Below are 14496 nucleotides of genomic sequence, written 5' to 3' on the forward strand. Positions count from 1 at the left end.
AGCTTGACACGAGCGTAGACCTTGGCACATGGTGATGCAAACGATTGCATTCGGCGAGAGGCGCAAGCAGATGGTGACGATTTCCCCCGGTACCACCCGAGTCGGCTGGATCGGCACGGGCCGGATGGGGGCGGCGCTGGTGCGCCGGCTCCTGGCCGCCGGCTACGACGTGGCGGTCTGCAACCGCACCCGCGCCAAGGCGGAAGAACTGGGCGCGGACGGCGCGACCGTAGTCGACCGGCCGGTCGACCTCGCCGACCGCGACGTCGTGTTTTCGATGGTCTCGGCCTCCGCCGACCTGCGGGAGGTCACCTCCGGCACGGGCGGGCTGTTCACCGACGACGCGTCCGCGCCGGCCGTCCTGATCGACTCCTCCACCGTGTCGGCCGAAGCCTCGGCGGCGGTGCGGATCGAGGCCGCGAAGCGGGGGACGCAGCTGCTCGCGGCGCCGGTCAGCGGCAACCCGAAGGTGGTCAGCTCCGGCAAGCTCACCCTCGCCGTGTCCGGCCCGCGCGCGGTGTTCGATCAGGTCGAACCCTTGCTCACCCCATTGGGGCGAGCTGTCACCTATGTGGGGGACGACGAGGTCGCGCGGCTGGTGAAGATCGCCCACAACGTGTTCCTGGGCGTCGTGATCCAGTCGCTGTCGGAGATCACCGTGCTCGCCGAGAAGGGTGGGGTCAGCCGGGCGGCGTTCCTGGAGTTCCTCAACCAGTCGGTGATGGGCTCGGTGTTCAGCCAGTACAAGACCCCGGCGCTGGTGAACCTCGACTTCACCCCGACCTTCACGATGCCGTTGCTGCGCAAGGACTTCGACCTCGGACTCGCCGCGGCGAGGGAGCTCGAAGCACCGATGCCGGTCGCGTCGGCGACTGCCCAGCTCATCGCCGAAGCGATCGGCGCCGGCCGGGTCGAGCAGGACTTCGCCGTGCTGATCGAAGAGCAGGCCCGCCGGTCCGGGCTGACCCTCAAGCCCGAGGACGCCGACGTCACCGACGGTCTGGACGGAGACACCGATGCCTGACGGACGGCCGATCCCGGCGCCCGGCCACAACGCCGTCGACTTCGAACAGCGCGTCGACTTCGGCCGGCTGCGCGACTACCGGCTCGCCCGAGCGCGGGCCGCGCTGGAGTCCAGTGAGTGCGGCGCGTTCCTTCTATTCGACTTCTACAACATCCGCTACACGACCCAGACGTGGATCGGCGGTGCGCTCGGCGACAAGATGACCCGCTACGCGCTGCTGACCCGAGGTGGCGAGCCGATGCTGTGGGACTTCGGGTCCGCGGCCAAGCACCACCAGCTCTACTCGCCGTGGCTGGAACCGGAGAACTGCCGGGCCGGGATGCTCGGCCTGCGCGGCGCGATCTCGCCGGAAGCGGGTCTCATGCGGGACGCGGTGACGCAGATCAAGGACCTCCTGACCCAAGCCGGGGTTGCCGACTCGCCGGTCGGGGTCGACATCGTCGAACCACCGTTCCTGTTCGAGATGCAACGCCAGGGTCTGAAGGTCGTCGACGCGCAGCAGCTCATGCTCGACGCCCGGCAGATCAAGTCTTCCGACGAGATCACGCTGCTGTCCCAGGCCGCCGCGATGGTCGACGGCGTTTACCAAGACATCGTCGAAGCGCTGAAGCCGGGCGTCCGGGAGAACGAGATCGTCGCGCTGGCGAACAAGCGGCTCTACGAGATGGGCTCGGATCAGGTCGAGGCGATCAACGCGGTGTCAGGGGAGCGGTGCAACCCGCACCCGCACAACTTCTCCGACCGGCTGATCCGGCCCGGCGACCAGGCGTTCTTCGACATCATCCAGTCGTACAACGGCTACCGGACCTGCTACTACCGCACGTTCGGGGTCGGCAGCGCGACCGACGCCCAGCGCGACGCCTACCACCGCGCCCGGGAGTGGATGGACGCGGCGATCCGGATCGTCAAGCCCGGCGTCGGGACCGACGACGTCGCCCGTGTCTGGCCCGCGGCGACCGAGTTCGGCTTCGCGAACGAGATGGCCGCCTTCGGCCTGCAGTTCGGCCACGGGCTCGGCCTCGGGCTGCACGAACGCCCGATCATCTCGCGGCTCAACAGCCTCGACAGCCCCGTCGAGATCCAGCCGGGCATGGTCTTCGCGCTGGAGACCTACTGCCCGGCGTCCGACGGCTTTTCGGCGGCCCGCATCGAAGAAGAGGTCGTCGTCACCGAGACCGGCGTCGAAGTGCTGACGAAGTTCCCGGCCCAGGACCTGTTCGTCGCCAACCCCTACTGACCCGGTCCGGAGTGGAGAGACCATGAACGTGCCGAACGAACTGTTCATCGGCGGCAAGTGGCGCCCGGCCTCCGACGGCGCCCGGATCACCGTGCTGGACCCGGCGACCGCCGAGCCGATCACCACCGTCGCCAGCGCGACCGTCCAAGACGGATTGGACGCCGTCGCCGCCGCGTCGGAAGCGCTGGCGGGCTGGGCGGCGACGGCGCCGCGAACCCGCGCCGAACTGCTGCTGCGTGTGTTCGGCCTGATGAAGGAACGCTCCGAGGAGCTGGCCGAACTCATCGTCCGGGAGAACGGGAAGGCGCTGTCCGACGCCCGGGGTGAGGTGGCCTACGCCGCCGAGTTCTTCCGCTGGTACGCGGAGGAGGCCGTCCGGGTCGAGGGCACCGTCCAGACCGCGCCCGGCGGCGCGAACCGGATCATGGTGCTGCGCCAGCCCATCGGGGTCAGCGTCCTGGTGACGCCGTGGAACTTTCCGGCCGCGATGGCCACCCGGAAGATCGGACCGGCGCTGGCCGCGGGCTGCACGGTGATCCTCAAGCCGGCGAGCGAGACGCCGCTGACCGCGCTGGCCGTCGGCGCGCTGCTCGACGAGGCCGGGGTGCCGCCGGGCGTGGTCAACGTCGTCCCGTCGAGCCGGTCGGGGCCGGTGGTCGGCGCGATGCTGGCCGACGCGCGGGTGCGGAAGCTGTCGTTCACCGGGTCGACGGAAGTCGGGCGCAAGCTCCTGCAGGTCGCGGCGGAGAGCGTCGTCAGCTCGTCGATGGAACTCGGCGGCAACGCGCCGTTCCTGGTCTTCGACGACGCCGACCTGGACGCGGCTCTCGACGGCGCGATGATCGCCAAGATGCGCAACGGCGGCCAGGCCTGCACCGCCGCCAACCGGTTCTTCGTGCAGCGCGGCGTCGTCGCCGAGTTCTCCCGGCGGCTGGCCGAGCGGATGGGTAACCTCCGCGTCGGGCCGGGCACCGACCCCGCGGTCGAGCTCGGCCCGCTGGTCAACGCCGACGCCGTCGAGAAGGTCGGCTCGCTGGTGGAGAGCACGGTGGCGGCCGGCGCCAAGGCGCTGATCGGCGGCACCCGGCCCGGCGGACCCGGGTTCTTCTACCCGGCGACGGTGCTCGCCGACGTCCCCCAGGACGCGCCGGTGCTGGCCGAGGAGATCTTCGGCCCGGTCGCCCCGATCGTCACGTTCGACGACGAAACCGAGGCGGTCCGGCTGGCCAACGACACCGAGCACGGCTTGGTGTCCTATGTGTACACCGGCGACCTCGCCCGGGGCCTGCGGCTGGCCGAGGCCCTGGAAGCGGGCATGATCGGCCTCAACCGCGGCCTGGTGTCGGAGCCGGCGGCGCCGTTCGGCGGGGTCAAGCAGAGCGGCCTGGGCCGGGAAGGTGGCCACGAGGGCCTGCTCGAATACACGGAGTCGAAGTACATCGCCTTGGACTGGTAGGCGCGCCGTGGGTGAGGTACCCATGCCGTCCCGGTTGTTTCCCTATGCTGTCCCGATGGACAGGGCGCCGACCATCAAGGATGTGGCCGAGCTGGCCAAGGTGCACGCGGCGACGGCCAGCCGCGCGCTGAACCCGGCCACGCGGAGCATGGTGACCGCCCGCACGGCCAACCGGGTGCTGGAGGCCGCGCGCACGCTGGGGTACGCCCCCAACTCGGCCGCGCGCAGCCTCCGCACCCGGACGTCCCTGGTCGCCGGCGTCATCATCCCGGACCTGCGCAACCCCATGTTCCCGCCGATCGTGCGGGGCATCGAGGACGGCCTCCGGGCCGGCGGGTACATGGCGCTGCTCGGCAACACCGATGGCGACCCCGCCCGCGAACGGGAACTGCTCGACGCGATGCGCGGCCGCCAGACCGACGGGTTCATCCTCGCCACCAGCCGCCGGGACAGCGTGGCCATGGAGGAAGGCGGCCGCCCGGTCCCGACGGTCCTGGTCAACCGCCGGACCGACGCCGCGGACGTTCCCTCGGTGACCGCGGACAACGCCGTCGGCATCCACGCGCTGGTCCGGCTGCTGGTCGCGGCGGGCCACACCCGGATCGCGCACCTTGCGGGCCCCCAGGACCTGTCGACCGGCTGGGAGCGACGCCGCGCGTTCGGCGACGCGATGTCCGAGCACGGTCTGTCCGCGGAGCGGATCGTCACGTGCGCGGGATTCACCACGGAGGCCGGGCTCGAGGGCACGCTGACCCTGCTCGACACGACCCCTGGCACCACCGCGATCGTCGCCGGTAACGACCTCATCGCGCTCGGTTGCTACGAGGCGCTCGTTGACCGCGGCGTCCGTTGCCCCGAAGACATTTCGGTGACCGGGTTCAACGACATCCCGTTCCCTGGCCGTCAGCAGCCGGCGTTGACCACAGTTCGGATCCCGCACTACGAGATCGGCTTGGAGGCGGCCCGTCTGCTGCTGGAGCGGATCGGCAACCCGGAAGCGCCGGCGAAGCGGGTCGTACTCCCCGTCGAGGTCGTCGAACGCGACTCGATCGCGCCCGCTCACTGACTCCGGCTTTCAGAACAGTTCCGGGTGCTGGGAGAGTTCCGCCCGGGTGCGACGGATGTGCAGTTCCAGGATCTGCTCGGCCGACACGTGGTCGTGCTCGCGCAGGGCTTCGATCAACAGGCGGTGCTCGGCGCCGATGATCCAGCTCCGCTCTGTTCCCGCGAGGTGGGTGAACGCGCGACGGTAGTGCTGGGTCGTGTCCCAGAGCCGCGCGACGATCGACGCCAGCTCCTCGGCGTCGTGGCGCCGGTAGGTCACCCAGTGCAGCTGCCGGTCCAGGACCAGGAACTCCTCGACGTCAGAACAGCCCTCGATGCGTTCCTGGAGCCGGTCCAGCTCGGTGATGTCCGCGACGGTGAGGTGCGGGGCGGATTCCGCGAGCAGCAACGGCTCCAGCCGCTCCCGCATCTTGTAGCTGAGGTCGCACTCGCGCATGGTCATCCGCGTAACCCAGGCGCCCTGGTTCGCGCGCAGGGTCACCAGCCCGCGGGCGGCGAGGATGCGCAACGCCTCCCGGACCGGCAGCCGGCTCGTTTCGAGCTCCTCCGCGAGTTCGTCCTGAATGATCCGGGTCCCCGGCGCGAGTCCACCGGCGAGGATGCGTTCTCGCAACTGGTCGGCGATGCGCTGGCTGGCCACCGCCGCCCCGTCGGTCCGCTCGGCCACGCTGTTGGTCTCCTCGTTCGGGCGGGTCAGGCGAAGGCGGCGGGATCGTGGTCGAACGCCTTGCCGTTCGGATAGGACACTAGCTCACACTGCAGACCCCACGGCGCCAGGAAGTACACCCACCGCTGGCCTTCGCTCGCCCCCTTGCTCACGGTGGGTTCACCCAGCACGCGCAGGCCGCGCCGGTGCAGCTCGGCCACGGCGGCGTCCATGTCGTCCACGTAGAGGGCGATGTGGTGGCCGCCGACGTCGCTGTTGCGCGGCGACCCGGTCACCTGATCGGGAGCTTCGTACTCGAAGACCTCGAAGATCGCCTGGCCGCCCAGCCGGAAGAAGTGCAGCTGGCGCATGACCGCGCGGTCGGCCACCCCGAGGTGCTCGCTCATCCAGTGACCGTCGTCCTGGAACGGGCCGAGGGCGTACAGGTACTCACAGCCCAGGACGTCGACGAAGAACTCCCGGGCCTGTTCGAGGTCGGGGACGGTGATCCCGATGTGGTCGAGGCGGCTCAATCCCGGGATAGCCATGATGTCTCCAATGGATCCATTTTGCTTGCGCTCGTCCATGCCTACGCGCATAGTCTAGGAGATAACCTCGGAAATCTCACCAAGATGGATCCATCTTGAGTCTGGCTGGTCTGCAAGGAGCCCCGATGCCCACCCGTGAGAACCTGGCCGCCGGTTCGCCCTGGATCGAGCTGCGCACCTCGCCCGAAGACTGGGCCGCCGCGGACGGCGGCGTGCTGCTGCGGCTGCTCGGCCAAGCGCTTTGGATCCGGACGTTTGAGGAGTACGTCCTCGAACTGGCCGGTGAAGGGCTGATCCACGGCCCAGCGCACTCCAGCATCGGCCAGGAAGGCGGCGCAGTCGGCTCAGTGCTGCCCTTGCGCAGCGACGACTTCGTCAACGGCTCGCACCGGGGTCACCACCAGTTCCTGGCCAAGGCGTTCGGGCACGTCACGACCGCGAAGCCCGGGACGCTGCCCGAGCTGGACGACGAGGTCCGCACGGTTCTCCGACGCACGCTGGCCGAGATCTGCGGCCTGGCGGACGGCTTCTGCCGCGGCCGAGGGGGCTCGATGCACCTGCAGTGGCGGGAAGCCGGGGCGATGGGCACCAACGCCATCGTCGGCGGCGGAGTGCCCCAGGCCGCGGGCTTCGCCTGGAACCAGCGCCGCAGCGGCACGGACGCGGTCACCGTCACCTACTTCGGGGACGGCGCGGTCAACATCGGCTCGGTGCTGGAGACGTTCAACCTCGCCGCCGCCTGGAAGCTCCCGATCTGCTTCTTCATCGAGAACAACCAGTACGCCGTGTCCACGCCGGTGAGCGAGGCCACCGCCGAGCCTCGGCTTTCCGCACGCGGTCTCGGCTTCAACATCCCGAGCTGGCGCGTCGACGGCATGGACGCGCTCGCGGTACACCTCGCCACGACCGAGGCGGTCGAGCACATGCGCGCCGGCAACGGCCCGACGATCGTCGAGGCGGACCTCTACCGCTTCTTCCACCAGAACGGGCCGTACCCGGGCAGCGCCTTCGGCTACCGGACGAAGGACGAGGAAAAGTCCTGGCGTGACCGGGATCCGCTGGAACAGCTGCGCGAGCAGGTCGTCCGTCGCGGCCTCGCCACGGCCGAGGAGATCGACGCGTCCCAGGACGAGGTGGTGAAGGTCCTCCACGAGATCGGGGACGGCTTCCTCGAGCCGGAACCCGGTGGCAAACCCGGGCAGCGGCGGATCAAGGCCGAAGCCTGGCCCGACCCGGACTTCGTCGACGTCGGCGTCCGCGGCGACCTGTCCGAGCTGGTGGGTGGCCGGTACGAGGAGGTCGAAACCTTCGTCGGCGAGCTCGCCGACCGCCGGTTCATCGACGTCGTGAGCGACGTGCTCGCCCGGCGGATGGAAACCGACGAGAAGGTCGTGATCCTGGGGGAGGACGTCAACCGCCTCAAGGGCGGGACCAACGGCGCGACGAAGCGGTCCCTGGAGCTGTTCCCCGACCGGGTGCTCGGCACGCCGATCTCTGAGAACGCGTTCAGCGGGCTGGGCGGCGGAATGGCGCTCGACGGCCGGGCGCGCCCGATCGTCGAGTTCATGTACGCCGACTTCATGTGGGTCGCCGCCGACCAGCTGTTCAACCAGGTCGCCAAGGCCCGGCACATGTTCGGCGGAGACGGGAAGGTCCCGTTCGTGCTGCGCAGCAAGCTGGCCGCGGGCACGGGCTACGGGTCGCAGCACTCGATGGATCCCGCGGGAATCCTCACGACCGCGGTGGGCCTGAGAGTGGTCGCGCCGTCCACCCCATTCGACTACGTCGGCTTGATGAACACCGCGCTCGCCTGCGACGACCCGGTGGTCGTTCTCGAGCACGTAGACCTCTACACCTCGACGGGCACGGGCCCGGTCGACGATCTCGACTACCGGATCCCCGTCGGGAAGGCAGCGTTGCGCGCCGAAGGCGACGACCTGACGATCATCTCGTACCTCTCGATGGTCGGGCACACGCTGCAGGCACTCGAGCAGGTGCCGGAGCTGCGGGCCGATCTCATCGACCTGCGCTGGCTCGACCGGGCGAGCCTCGACTGGGAGACGATCGAGCGCAGCGTGAAGAAGACCAACCGGGTGCTGATCGTCGAACAGGGTGCGCTGGGCACGTCCTACGGCGGCCGGCTCGCGGACGAGATCCAGCGACGTCTCTTCGACTGGCTCGACGCGCCTATCGAACGGGTCACCGGAGCCGAAGCGTCACCGAGCATCAGCAAGGTCCTCGAGCGCGCGGCCATCGCCCGGACCGAGGAAGTCGTGACCGCCCTGCGCCGCATCGCGGCTTCCTGAACACCGGCCCGAGACCGAGGAGCTGAACATGGCAACGCTGCTGCGGATGCCCGAAGTCGCCGCAGGCGCGACCCAAGCCGTCCTGTCCCAGTGGCTGGTGCGGGAGAACGTGCGCTTCGCGACGGGGGAAGCGATCGCCGTCCTCGAAACCGACAAGGCTTCCGTCGAGGTGGAGGCCGAGGCGGACGCGGTGATTCTGAGGACCCTGGTGGCCGGCGGCGCGATGGTCGACGTCGGCGCGCCGATCGCGCTGCTCGGCGAGGAGTCCGAGCACGCCGAGATCGACAAGCTGCTGGCCGGCTTCGGCGTGGGCGCGACGACCGACGTCCCGGCACCAGCGCGCCGCGACGTCGAGGAGCCGGCTCCTCGCGCGCGGATCTTCGCGAGCCCGTTGGCGCGCAAGCTGTTGAAGGAAGCCGGTATCGCGCCGGAGACGGTCGAAGGAACGGGGCCGAACGGCCGGATCGTCCGTCGCGACGTCGAGAAAGCTGTTGCCGACGCACGTTCCGCCGCTGCTGCCGAGCCCGCGCCGTCGCGACGTCCGCCGATTCCTGTTCCTGCCGGCACCGGCTACCGCGAGATCCCGCACAGCCGGCTCCGGCGAGCCGTCGCGACGCGGCTCACCGCGAGCAAACAGGAGATCCCGCACTTCTACGTCCGGCGCACCGCCCGGATCGACGCGCTGCTCGAACTCCGCCGGCAGCTCAACACGGTGACGCCGGTGAAGATCTCGGTCAACGACCTCGTCGTCAGGGCCGTCGCCGTTGCCCACCGCCGGATCCCCGACGCGAACGTCATCTGGACCGAGGACGGCATGCGCCAGTTCGAGTCCGTCGACGTCGCGGTGGCGATCGCGTCGGATCGCGGCTTGGTGACGCCGGTCCTGCGCGGTGTGGACAAGAGCACCCCCGCCGGCATTTCCGAGCAGGTGAGGACCTTCGTGCAGCAGGCGACAGACGGCAAACTCGACCAACGTGACCTCGAGGGCGGTTCGATCGCCGTCAGCAACCTGGGCATGTACGGCGTGGACGAATTCTCGGCGATCATCAATCCGCCGCAGTCCGCGATCCTGGCCGTCGGCGCGGGTAAGCCGGCACCCGCGGTGGTCGAGGGCGAGCTCACGATCGCCACCCAGCTCGCGCTGGTCCTGTCGGTCGATCACCGCGCCATCGACGGTGCTTTGGCGGCGCGGTGGATGGCCGCGCTGATCGAGGCTCTCGAAGAGCCGTTGCGGTTGCTCGCCTAGAACCTGTTGACTGCGAAGGAAAACGCACAAGGTAACCCGCCGCGCCATCGGGAAGGTGATGGCGGCATCAGCCGCGCGACGGCGGCCCTGGCTTAGCCGGGCGCGGTCGCTCCGCGCTCGGTCGTTCGAAGGCCGGCGAAGAGCATGTCCAGGTAGCGGTCGCAGGCGTCGGGATGCTCGTCGAGCAGGGGGAGCGCGGCGTGGTAGACGCCGCACGTCAGCAGGACGACGTCTTGCCCGTGGACGTCGGGGCGCAGGGTTCCCGCCCGGCGGGCTCGGCCGGCCAGCCGTTCGGCGGCGGTGATGAGCCGTTCGACTTGGGCTTGGACCCCGGCGTGCCGGGCCGCGCCGGCGCTGTCGAGCACCTGGACCAGGGCCCGGTTGCGCGCGTAGGTTCCGGCGCCGACCCGCATGAACTCGAGCAGCGCAGCGTCGGCGTCATCCCTGGCGGCCACGCGGTCCGCCGCGGCCACGAGTTCGTCAACGGCATCGGCGACGATGGCCGCGAGCAGTTCGTCCTTGGTCGGGAAGTGGCGGAAGACCGTGCCCTTGGCGATCCCGGCGCGCGCGGCGATCTGGGCGACCGTCGCCTCCTCGCCGATGTCGGCGAACACCGTGGCCGCCGCTTCGAGCAGGGCTTTTCGGGTGCGGACCGCGTCCGCCCGCATCGCGCGCTCCGGGTTCGTCGTCACCGTCACCTCCGTGTCCGGCCCATCGTAGCGAACCTGACCGGTTGGTCATCTTCGTGGTACGGTCAAAAGTGACCGCATGGTCATTTTATCTTGCCGGGTACTCCCGGCCTCGTGAATCGGAGACTGGCAACCGTGAGGACAACCCTGGGCTTCATCGGCAGCGGTTTGATCGGCAGCACGTTGGCCCGCCTGGCGACCGCCGCCGGCGTCGACGTCGTGATGAGCAACTCCCGTGGCCCCGAAACGCTTGGTGGGCTCGTCGCCGAGCTCGGTGACCGCGCCCGCGCGGCGACCACGCGAGACGCCGCCCGCGACGCCGACCTGGTCGTGGTGACCGTGCCGCTCACCGCGTACCCGGATCTCCCGGTCGCGGCGCTGGCCGGCAAGACCGTGATCGACACGACGAACTACTACCCGCAACGGGACGGCCGCATCGCCGAGCTGGACGCGGACGCGCTCACCTCGAGCGAGTTGCTCCAGCGGCGACTGTCCAGCTCCGACGTGGTGAAGGCGGTGAACAACGTGTTCTTTCACCAGCTCGGCATGCTCGCCCGGCCCTCGGCCGCTCCCGACCGCAGCGCCCTGCCGATCGCCGGCGATGACGACGCCGCGAAGCACGACGTCGTCCGGCTGCTCGACACACTGGGCTACGACGCCGTCGACACCGGAACGTTGGCCACCAGTTGGCGCAGCGAACCGACCACCCCTGTCTACGTCATGCCCTACGCCGGAACGCTGCCGGAAGGTCTCGGGGCTGCGGAGCTGCAGCAGTGGATGGCGACGACCGGCGGCGTGCCCGTGTCGGCGGCCCAGGTCAAGGACCTCGTCGCGGCGGCCGTCCGCGGGCCTGCCGGCGGTTCGTTCTAGGCGTTCCGCTGGGCCCCGCCGGATCCGGGCGCGATCAACGCGCGTCCGGGATCCGGGTGCCGGTCAGGTCGGCGCAATAGGCCAGGAACCGGTCCTGCAGGGCGGGATCGTGCACGTCGTGCGGGACGGACCGCTCCTGCCGGTGGTAGAAGTGCCGCCCGGTCACGGTCGCCGTGTCGTCGCCGACCGCCAGCCACGCCTGGGTCACCGGGGCCAGCTCCAGGTCGTCGGGCGCGCCGGCACCGCCCATCTTGGTCGGTACCCAGCCGGGTTCGACCGAGTTCGACAGCACCTTCGGCCACCGCCGGGCGACACCGAAGGCCAGGAGGATGTCGAACAGCTTGCTGTCGCTGTACGCCTGGGAACCGTTCCAGCGCCGGTTCGTCCACTGTGGATCGGACAGGTCTACGTCGCCGCCGTGGGCCATGCCCGAGCTCAGGTACACCAGTCGCTGGGGCGGAGTGATCAGCGCGGTCAGCAGGTAGGGCGCGAGCACGTTGACCGTGAACAGGTGGGACAGCCCGTCGGCGGTCTCGACCCGGCGGGGTTCCCGGTACCCGATGCCGGCGTTGTGAATCACCGCATCGAACCGGTCCGCGGCGTTCGCCTGCCCGGCTACCGAGCGGATTCCGTCGAGAGACAACAGATCGCCGACGAATATTTCATCGGCGCCCGGCAGCGCCGCGCGGGCGTCACCGGCTCGCCTGGTGTTGCGGGCGTGCAGGGTGACCGAGTGCCCCTGGTCGACGAGTAGCCGGCCCGCCATCAGGCCCAGGCCGTCCGAGGATCCTGTGATCAATACCCGTGCCATGACACAACCTCCACACCGAGCGGAACGAACTCCCGCCTTCCGTACCACAGTGGACTCCGGACCTGGATCCTGTCCAAGACTCCTTTCGTCTCCTGTGGCACCCGCAGGGCATCAGCGCCCACGTACGGGCAAAGGAAGACAGCCACCGGGCCCAGAGGCTGTCTTCCCTTCGGTCACTCCTTCGCCGCGGTGATCAGCGCCTCGGCGAGGGCTTCGGGGTGGGTCAGCATGGCTTCGTGCGGTCCCTCGCAGTCCACGACCCGCGGGTCACCGAGCCGCTGCGCCATCTCCCGATAGAGCTCCGGCGGCACGCCCTTGTCATCGCGCAGGAACACGTACGAGGACGACAGGCCCGCGCTCCAGAACCGCGGCAGCGAGATCGGCTCCTCGAGCCAGCCGAGCGGCACCGGCACCAGCCGGTCGGTGACGGCGGCGACCTGCTCCTCGGTCGCGCCGTTCATGAAGTGCGCCCGCCACAGCCCGGGATCCATCGCCACGGTGCCGTCCTTTGTCTCCGCGGCGGCCGCCCGCCCGGCCTCGGGAAGTGGGTCGGGCAGCACGTCGTGGATCGCCTCGCCGTCACGCAACACCCACGCGTCGACGAAAACCACCCGCCGGGTGAGGTCGGGCAGCCGGTCGGCGGCGTACTGGATCGCCGGTCCTCCGCCGCTGTGGCCGACCAGCACCACGTCACGCAGGCCCGCGCGCCTGATCTCCTCGACAAGCCCCTCGCCGATGGCTGTCAGGTTCACCTCGGCGCGGTCCACGTCACCGCTCTCCGAACCGCGCAGGGTCGGCGCGAGCACCGTGTGCCCGCCGTCGCGCAGAGATCGTGCGACGGCGTCCCAGCACCAGCCACCCTGCCAACCGCCGTGCACCAAGCAAAACTGCATCAACACTCCTTGTACTGTGGACGATCACGAGTTTCGGGACGGTTCGACGCGCACCACCAGTGAGTGTCTGTCACCGCACCGCGGCGCGCTCCAGGATCGAATCGGTGTCCAGGCCGGTGGGCAGCGTGCCGTAGGCGTGGCCCCAGCGGCCGTCGAGCCGGGTGGCGGTGAAAGCTTCGGCGACGGCCGGGTCGCCGTGGCGCAGCAGCTGTGCCGCCTGCAGCAGGATCGCCGCGCGCTCGACGAGCCCGCGGGCGCGGTATTCGACGTCCGCGTCGTCGGCGAAGTCCTTGGCCAGCAACGCGACCTGGTCGTCGTAGCGGCTGTCGCAGCCGCCGGCGCGGCCGAGCTCGGTGAAGAACGCCTCGACGGTCTCGGGTTCGCGGCGCATGGCGCGCAGGGCGTCGAGCGCCGCGACGTTGCCTGAGCCTTCCCAGATCGACATCAGCGGTGCCTCGCGGTACAGGCGCGGCATCCCCGACTCCTCGATGTAGCCGTTTCCGCCCAGGCATTCCAGGGCCTCTGCGGAGTGCGTCGCCCAGCGCTTGCACAGCCAGTACTTGGTCACCGCGAGCCCGAACCGGCGGAAGGCCGCTTCGGCCGCGTCCCCGCGAGCCGCGCGGTCGACCGCGCCGGCCAGCCGCAGGACGACGGTGGTGGCGGCCTCGGAGTCCACTGCCAGGTCGGCGAGCACGTTGGTCATGGCGGCCTTGGTGACCAGTGGCGCGCCGAACGCGTGGCGGTGCGAGGCGTGGTGCAGCGCTTGGGCGGTGCCGATCCGCATGCCGGCGGCAGCCCACAGCGAACAGTCGAGGCGGGTCAGGTTGACCATCTCGACGATCGTGCGGACGCCGCGGCCCTCTTCGCCGACGAGCCATCCGGTCGCGCTGTCGTATTCGATCTCCGCCGACGCGTTGGAGCGGTTGCCCAGCTTGTCCTTGAGCCGCTGCAGCCGGACGGCGTTGCGAGTGCCGTCCGCGAGCACGCGGGGAACCAGGAAGCAGGACAAGCCACCAGGGGCCTGCGCCAGGGTGAGGAAGAAGTCCGACATCGGGGCCGAGGTGAACCACTTGTGCCCGATCAGGCGGTGGCTTCCGTCGGGTGCCGGGGTGGCGGTGGTGGTGTTGGCCCGGACGTCGGAGCCGCCTTGTTTCTCCGTCATCGACATGCCGGCCATGAGCGCTCGTTTGCCCTCCGGCGGGCCGGTCCGGGGGTCGTAGCCGGTGGTCGTCAGCAAGGGTTCGTAGCGCGCGGACAGCTCCGGGTTCGCGCGTAGCGCCGGGATGACCGCGTACGCCATGGAGACGGGGCACAGGTGCCCGAAATCGGTGGCGCTCCACGACATCATCTTGGCCGCGCGCGCGACGTGGACGCCCGGCTGGTCCGAGGTCCAGGCCGCGCCGCCGAGTCCCGCGCCGAGCGCCGTGCGCAGCAGGTCGTGGTAGGACCGGTCGTAGTCGACCTCGTCGACGCGGACCCCGTACCGGTCGTGGGTCCGCAGCACCGGGGTGTGCTCGTTGGCCGTCACACTCCAGGCCTGCGCCTGCTCGCCGCCGGCCAGCGCGCCCAGGTCGCGTACCTCCTGCTCGGCCCAGGCCGCGCCTTCGCGCCGTAAACCCTCGAGGAGCGCGGGGAACGTCGAGACGTCACGGCCGTGCAGCGGTGGCACCTGGTTGAACACTGTATGCGTGGCGGGCACGTGGCA

13 protein-coding genes are annotated in these 14496 nt (G+C 70.1%); 7 read left to right on the forward strand and 6 right to left on the reverse strand.

The features are described from left to right. The first annotated feature begins 34 nt into the window (after positions 1 to 34). The 4 genes from MUY22_RS32045 to MUY22_RS32060 are packed head-to-tail and all read left to right on the forward strand — an operon-like array spanning position 35 to position 4783. Positions 35 to 1024, forward strand: a complete 990-nt coding sequence (locus MUY22_RS32045; protein WP_256476004.1) for an NAD(P)-dependent oxidoreductase — start codon at positions 35 to 37, stop codon at positions 1022 to 1024. Next, positions 1017 to 2261, forward strand: coding sequence for a Xaa-Pro peptidase family protein (locus MUY22_RS32050; protein ID WP_247050851.1), 1245 nt, complete (start codon positions 1017 to 1019; stop codon positions 2259 to 2261). Before MUY22_RS32045 ends, MUY22_RS32050 begins: the two co-directional genes overlap by 8 nt. A gap of 22 nt (positions 2262 to 2283) precedes the next feature. After that, positions 2284 to 3717: an NAD-dependent succinate-semialdehyde dehydrogenase gene (locus tag MUY22_RS32055; protein ID WP_247050852.1), complete on the forward strand. Its 1434-nt coding sequence runs from the start codon at positions 2284 to 2286 to the stop codon at positions 3715 to 3717. A gap of 55 nt (positions 3718 to 3772) precedes the next feature. Then, entirely contained in the window at positions 3773 to 4783 is a 1011-nt protein-coding gene (locus tag MUY22_RS32060; RefSeq protein ID WP_247050853.1) for a LacI family DNA-binding transcriptional regulator, read from the forward strand. 9 nt (positions 4784 to 4792) lie between these two features. Here MUY22_RS32060 and MUY22_RS32065 read toward each other — a convergent pair whose 3' ends face one another. Both MUY22_RS32065 and MUY22_RS32070 read right to left on the reverse strand, forming a co-directional pair. Beyond that, complete coding sequence (locus tag MUY22_RS32065) at positions 4793 to 5449, reverse strand: GntR family transcriptional regulator (protein ID WP_247050854.1); 657 nt, start codon at positions 5447 to 5449, stop codon at positions 4793 to 4795. 26 nt (positions 5450 to 5475) lie between these two features. Next, on the reverse strand, positions 5476 to 5976 hold the full coding sequence (locus MUY22_RS32070) for a VOC family protein (RefSeq protein ID WP_247050855.1): 501 nt from the start codon (positions 5974 to 5976) through the stop codon (positions 5476 to 5478). 125 nt (positions 5977 to 6101) lie between these two features. Here MUY22_RS32070 and MUY22_RS32075 point away from each other — a divergent pair, with 125 nt between their 5' ends. After that, positions 6102 to 8282: a thiamine pyrophosphate-dependent enzyme gene (locus MUY22_RS32075; RefSeq protein WP_247050857.1), complete on the forward strand. Its 2181-nt coding sequence runs from the start codon at positions 6102 to 6104 to the stop codon at positions 8280 to 8282. A 28-nt stretch (positions 8283 to 8310) separates the two neighbouring features. Next, positions 8311 to 9528 (forward strand): dihydrolipoamide acetyltransferase family protein, encoded by a 1218-nt coding sequence (locus MUY22_RS32080; RefSeq protein ID WP_247050859.1) that lies wholly within the window; start codon positions 8311 to 8313, stop codon positions 9526 to 9528. A 92-nt stretch (positions 9529 to 9620) separates the two neighbouring features. Here MUY22_RS32080 and MUY22_RS32085 read toward each other — a convergent pair whose 3' ends face one another. Then, complete coding sequence (locus MUY22_RS32085; RefSeq protein WP_247050860.1) at positions 9621 to 10220, reverse strand: TetR/AcrR family transcriptional regulator; 600 nt, start codon at positions 10218 to 10220, stop codon at positions 9621 to 9623. A 132-nt stretch (positions 10221 to 10352) separates the two neighbouring features. On the opposite strand from MUY22_RS32085, the gene MUY22_RS32090 reads away from it, so the two are divergent. Next, the gene (locus MUY22_RS32090; RefSeq protein ID WP_247050862.1) at positions 10353 to 11087 is read left to right on the forward strand and encodes an NADPH-dependent F420 reductase; all 735 of its coding nucleotides are present in this window, start codon (positions 10353 to 10355) and stop codon (positions 11085 to 11087) included. A 34-nt stretch (positions 11088 to 11121) separates the two neighbouring features. Here the strand turns inward: MUY22_RS32090 and MUY22_RS32095 are convergent, their stop codons facing one another. From MUY22_RS32095 to MUY22_RS32105, 3 genes are all read right to left on the reverse strand, one after another. After that, complete coding sequence (locus tag MUY22_RS32095) at positions 11122 to 11898, reverse strand: SDR family NAD(P)-dependent oxidoreductase (protein ID WP_247050864.1); 777 nt, start codon at positions 11896 to 11898, stop codon at positions 11122 to 11124. 173 nt (positions 11899 to 12071) lie between these two features. Then, entirely contained in the window at positions 12072 to 12791 is a 720-nt protein-coding gene (locus MUY22_RS32100; protein ID WP_247050865.1) for an alpha/beta fold hydrolase, read from the reverse strand. Between the two features lie 70 nt (positions 12792 to 12861). After that, entirely contained in the window at positions 12862 to 14490 is a 1629-nt protein-coding gene (locus MUY22_RS32105) for an acyl-CoA dehydrogenase family protein (protein ID WP_247050867.1), read from the reverse strand. Positions 14491 to 14496 lie beyond the last annotated feature (6 nt).

It is taken from the genome of Amycolatopsis sp. WQ 127309 (assembly GCF_023023025.1).
Taxonomy (GTDB): Bacteria; Actinomycetota; Actinomycetes; order Mycobacteriales; family Pseudonocardiaceae; genus Amycolatopsis.

Bases quoted from the DNA above. Each gene is read 5' to 3' on its own strand.
- MUY22_RS32075 (WP_247050857.1), top strand. From the start codon at position 6,102: ATGCCCACCCGTGAGAACCTGGCCGCCGGTTCGCCCTGGATCGAGCTG.
- MUY22_RS32050 (WP_247050851.1), top strand. From the start codon at position 1,017: ATGCCTGACGGACGGCCGATCCCGGCGCCCGGCCACAACGCCGTCGAC.
- MUY22_RS32055 (WP_247050852.1), top strand. From the start codon at position 2,284: ATGAACGTGCCGAACGAACTGTTCATCGGCGGCAAGTGGCGCCCGGCC.
- MUY22_RS32070 (WP_247050855.1), bottom strand. From the start codon at position 5,976: ATGGCTATCCCGGGATTGAGCCGCCTCGACCACATCGGGATCACCGTC.
- MUY22_RS32080 (WP_247050859.1), top strand. From the start codon at position 8,311: ATGGCAACGCTGCTGCGGATGCCCGAAGTCGCCGCAGGCGCGACCCAA.
- MUY22_RS32060 (WP_247050853.1), top strand. From the start codon at position 3,773: ATGGACAGGGCGCCGACCATCAAGGATGTGGCCGAGCTGGCCAAGGTG.
- MUY22_RS32095 (WP_247050864.1), bottom strand. From the start codon at position 11,898: ATGGCACGGGTATTGATCACAGGATCCTCGGACGGCCTGGGCCTGATG.
- MUY22_RS32100 (WP_247050865.1), bottom strand. From the start codon at position 12,791: ATGCAGTTTTGCTTGGTGCACGGCGGTTGGCAGGGTGGCTGGTGCTGG.
- MUY22_RS32045 (WP_256476004.1), top strand. From the start codon at position 35: ATGCAAACGATTGCATTCGGCGAGAGGCGCAAGCAGATGGTGACGATT.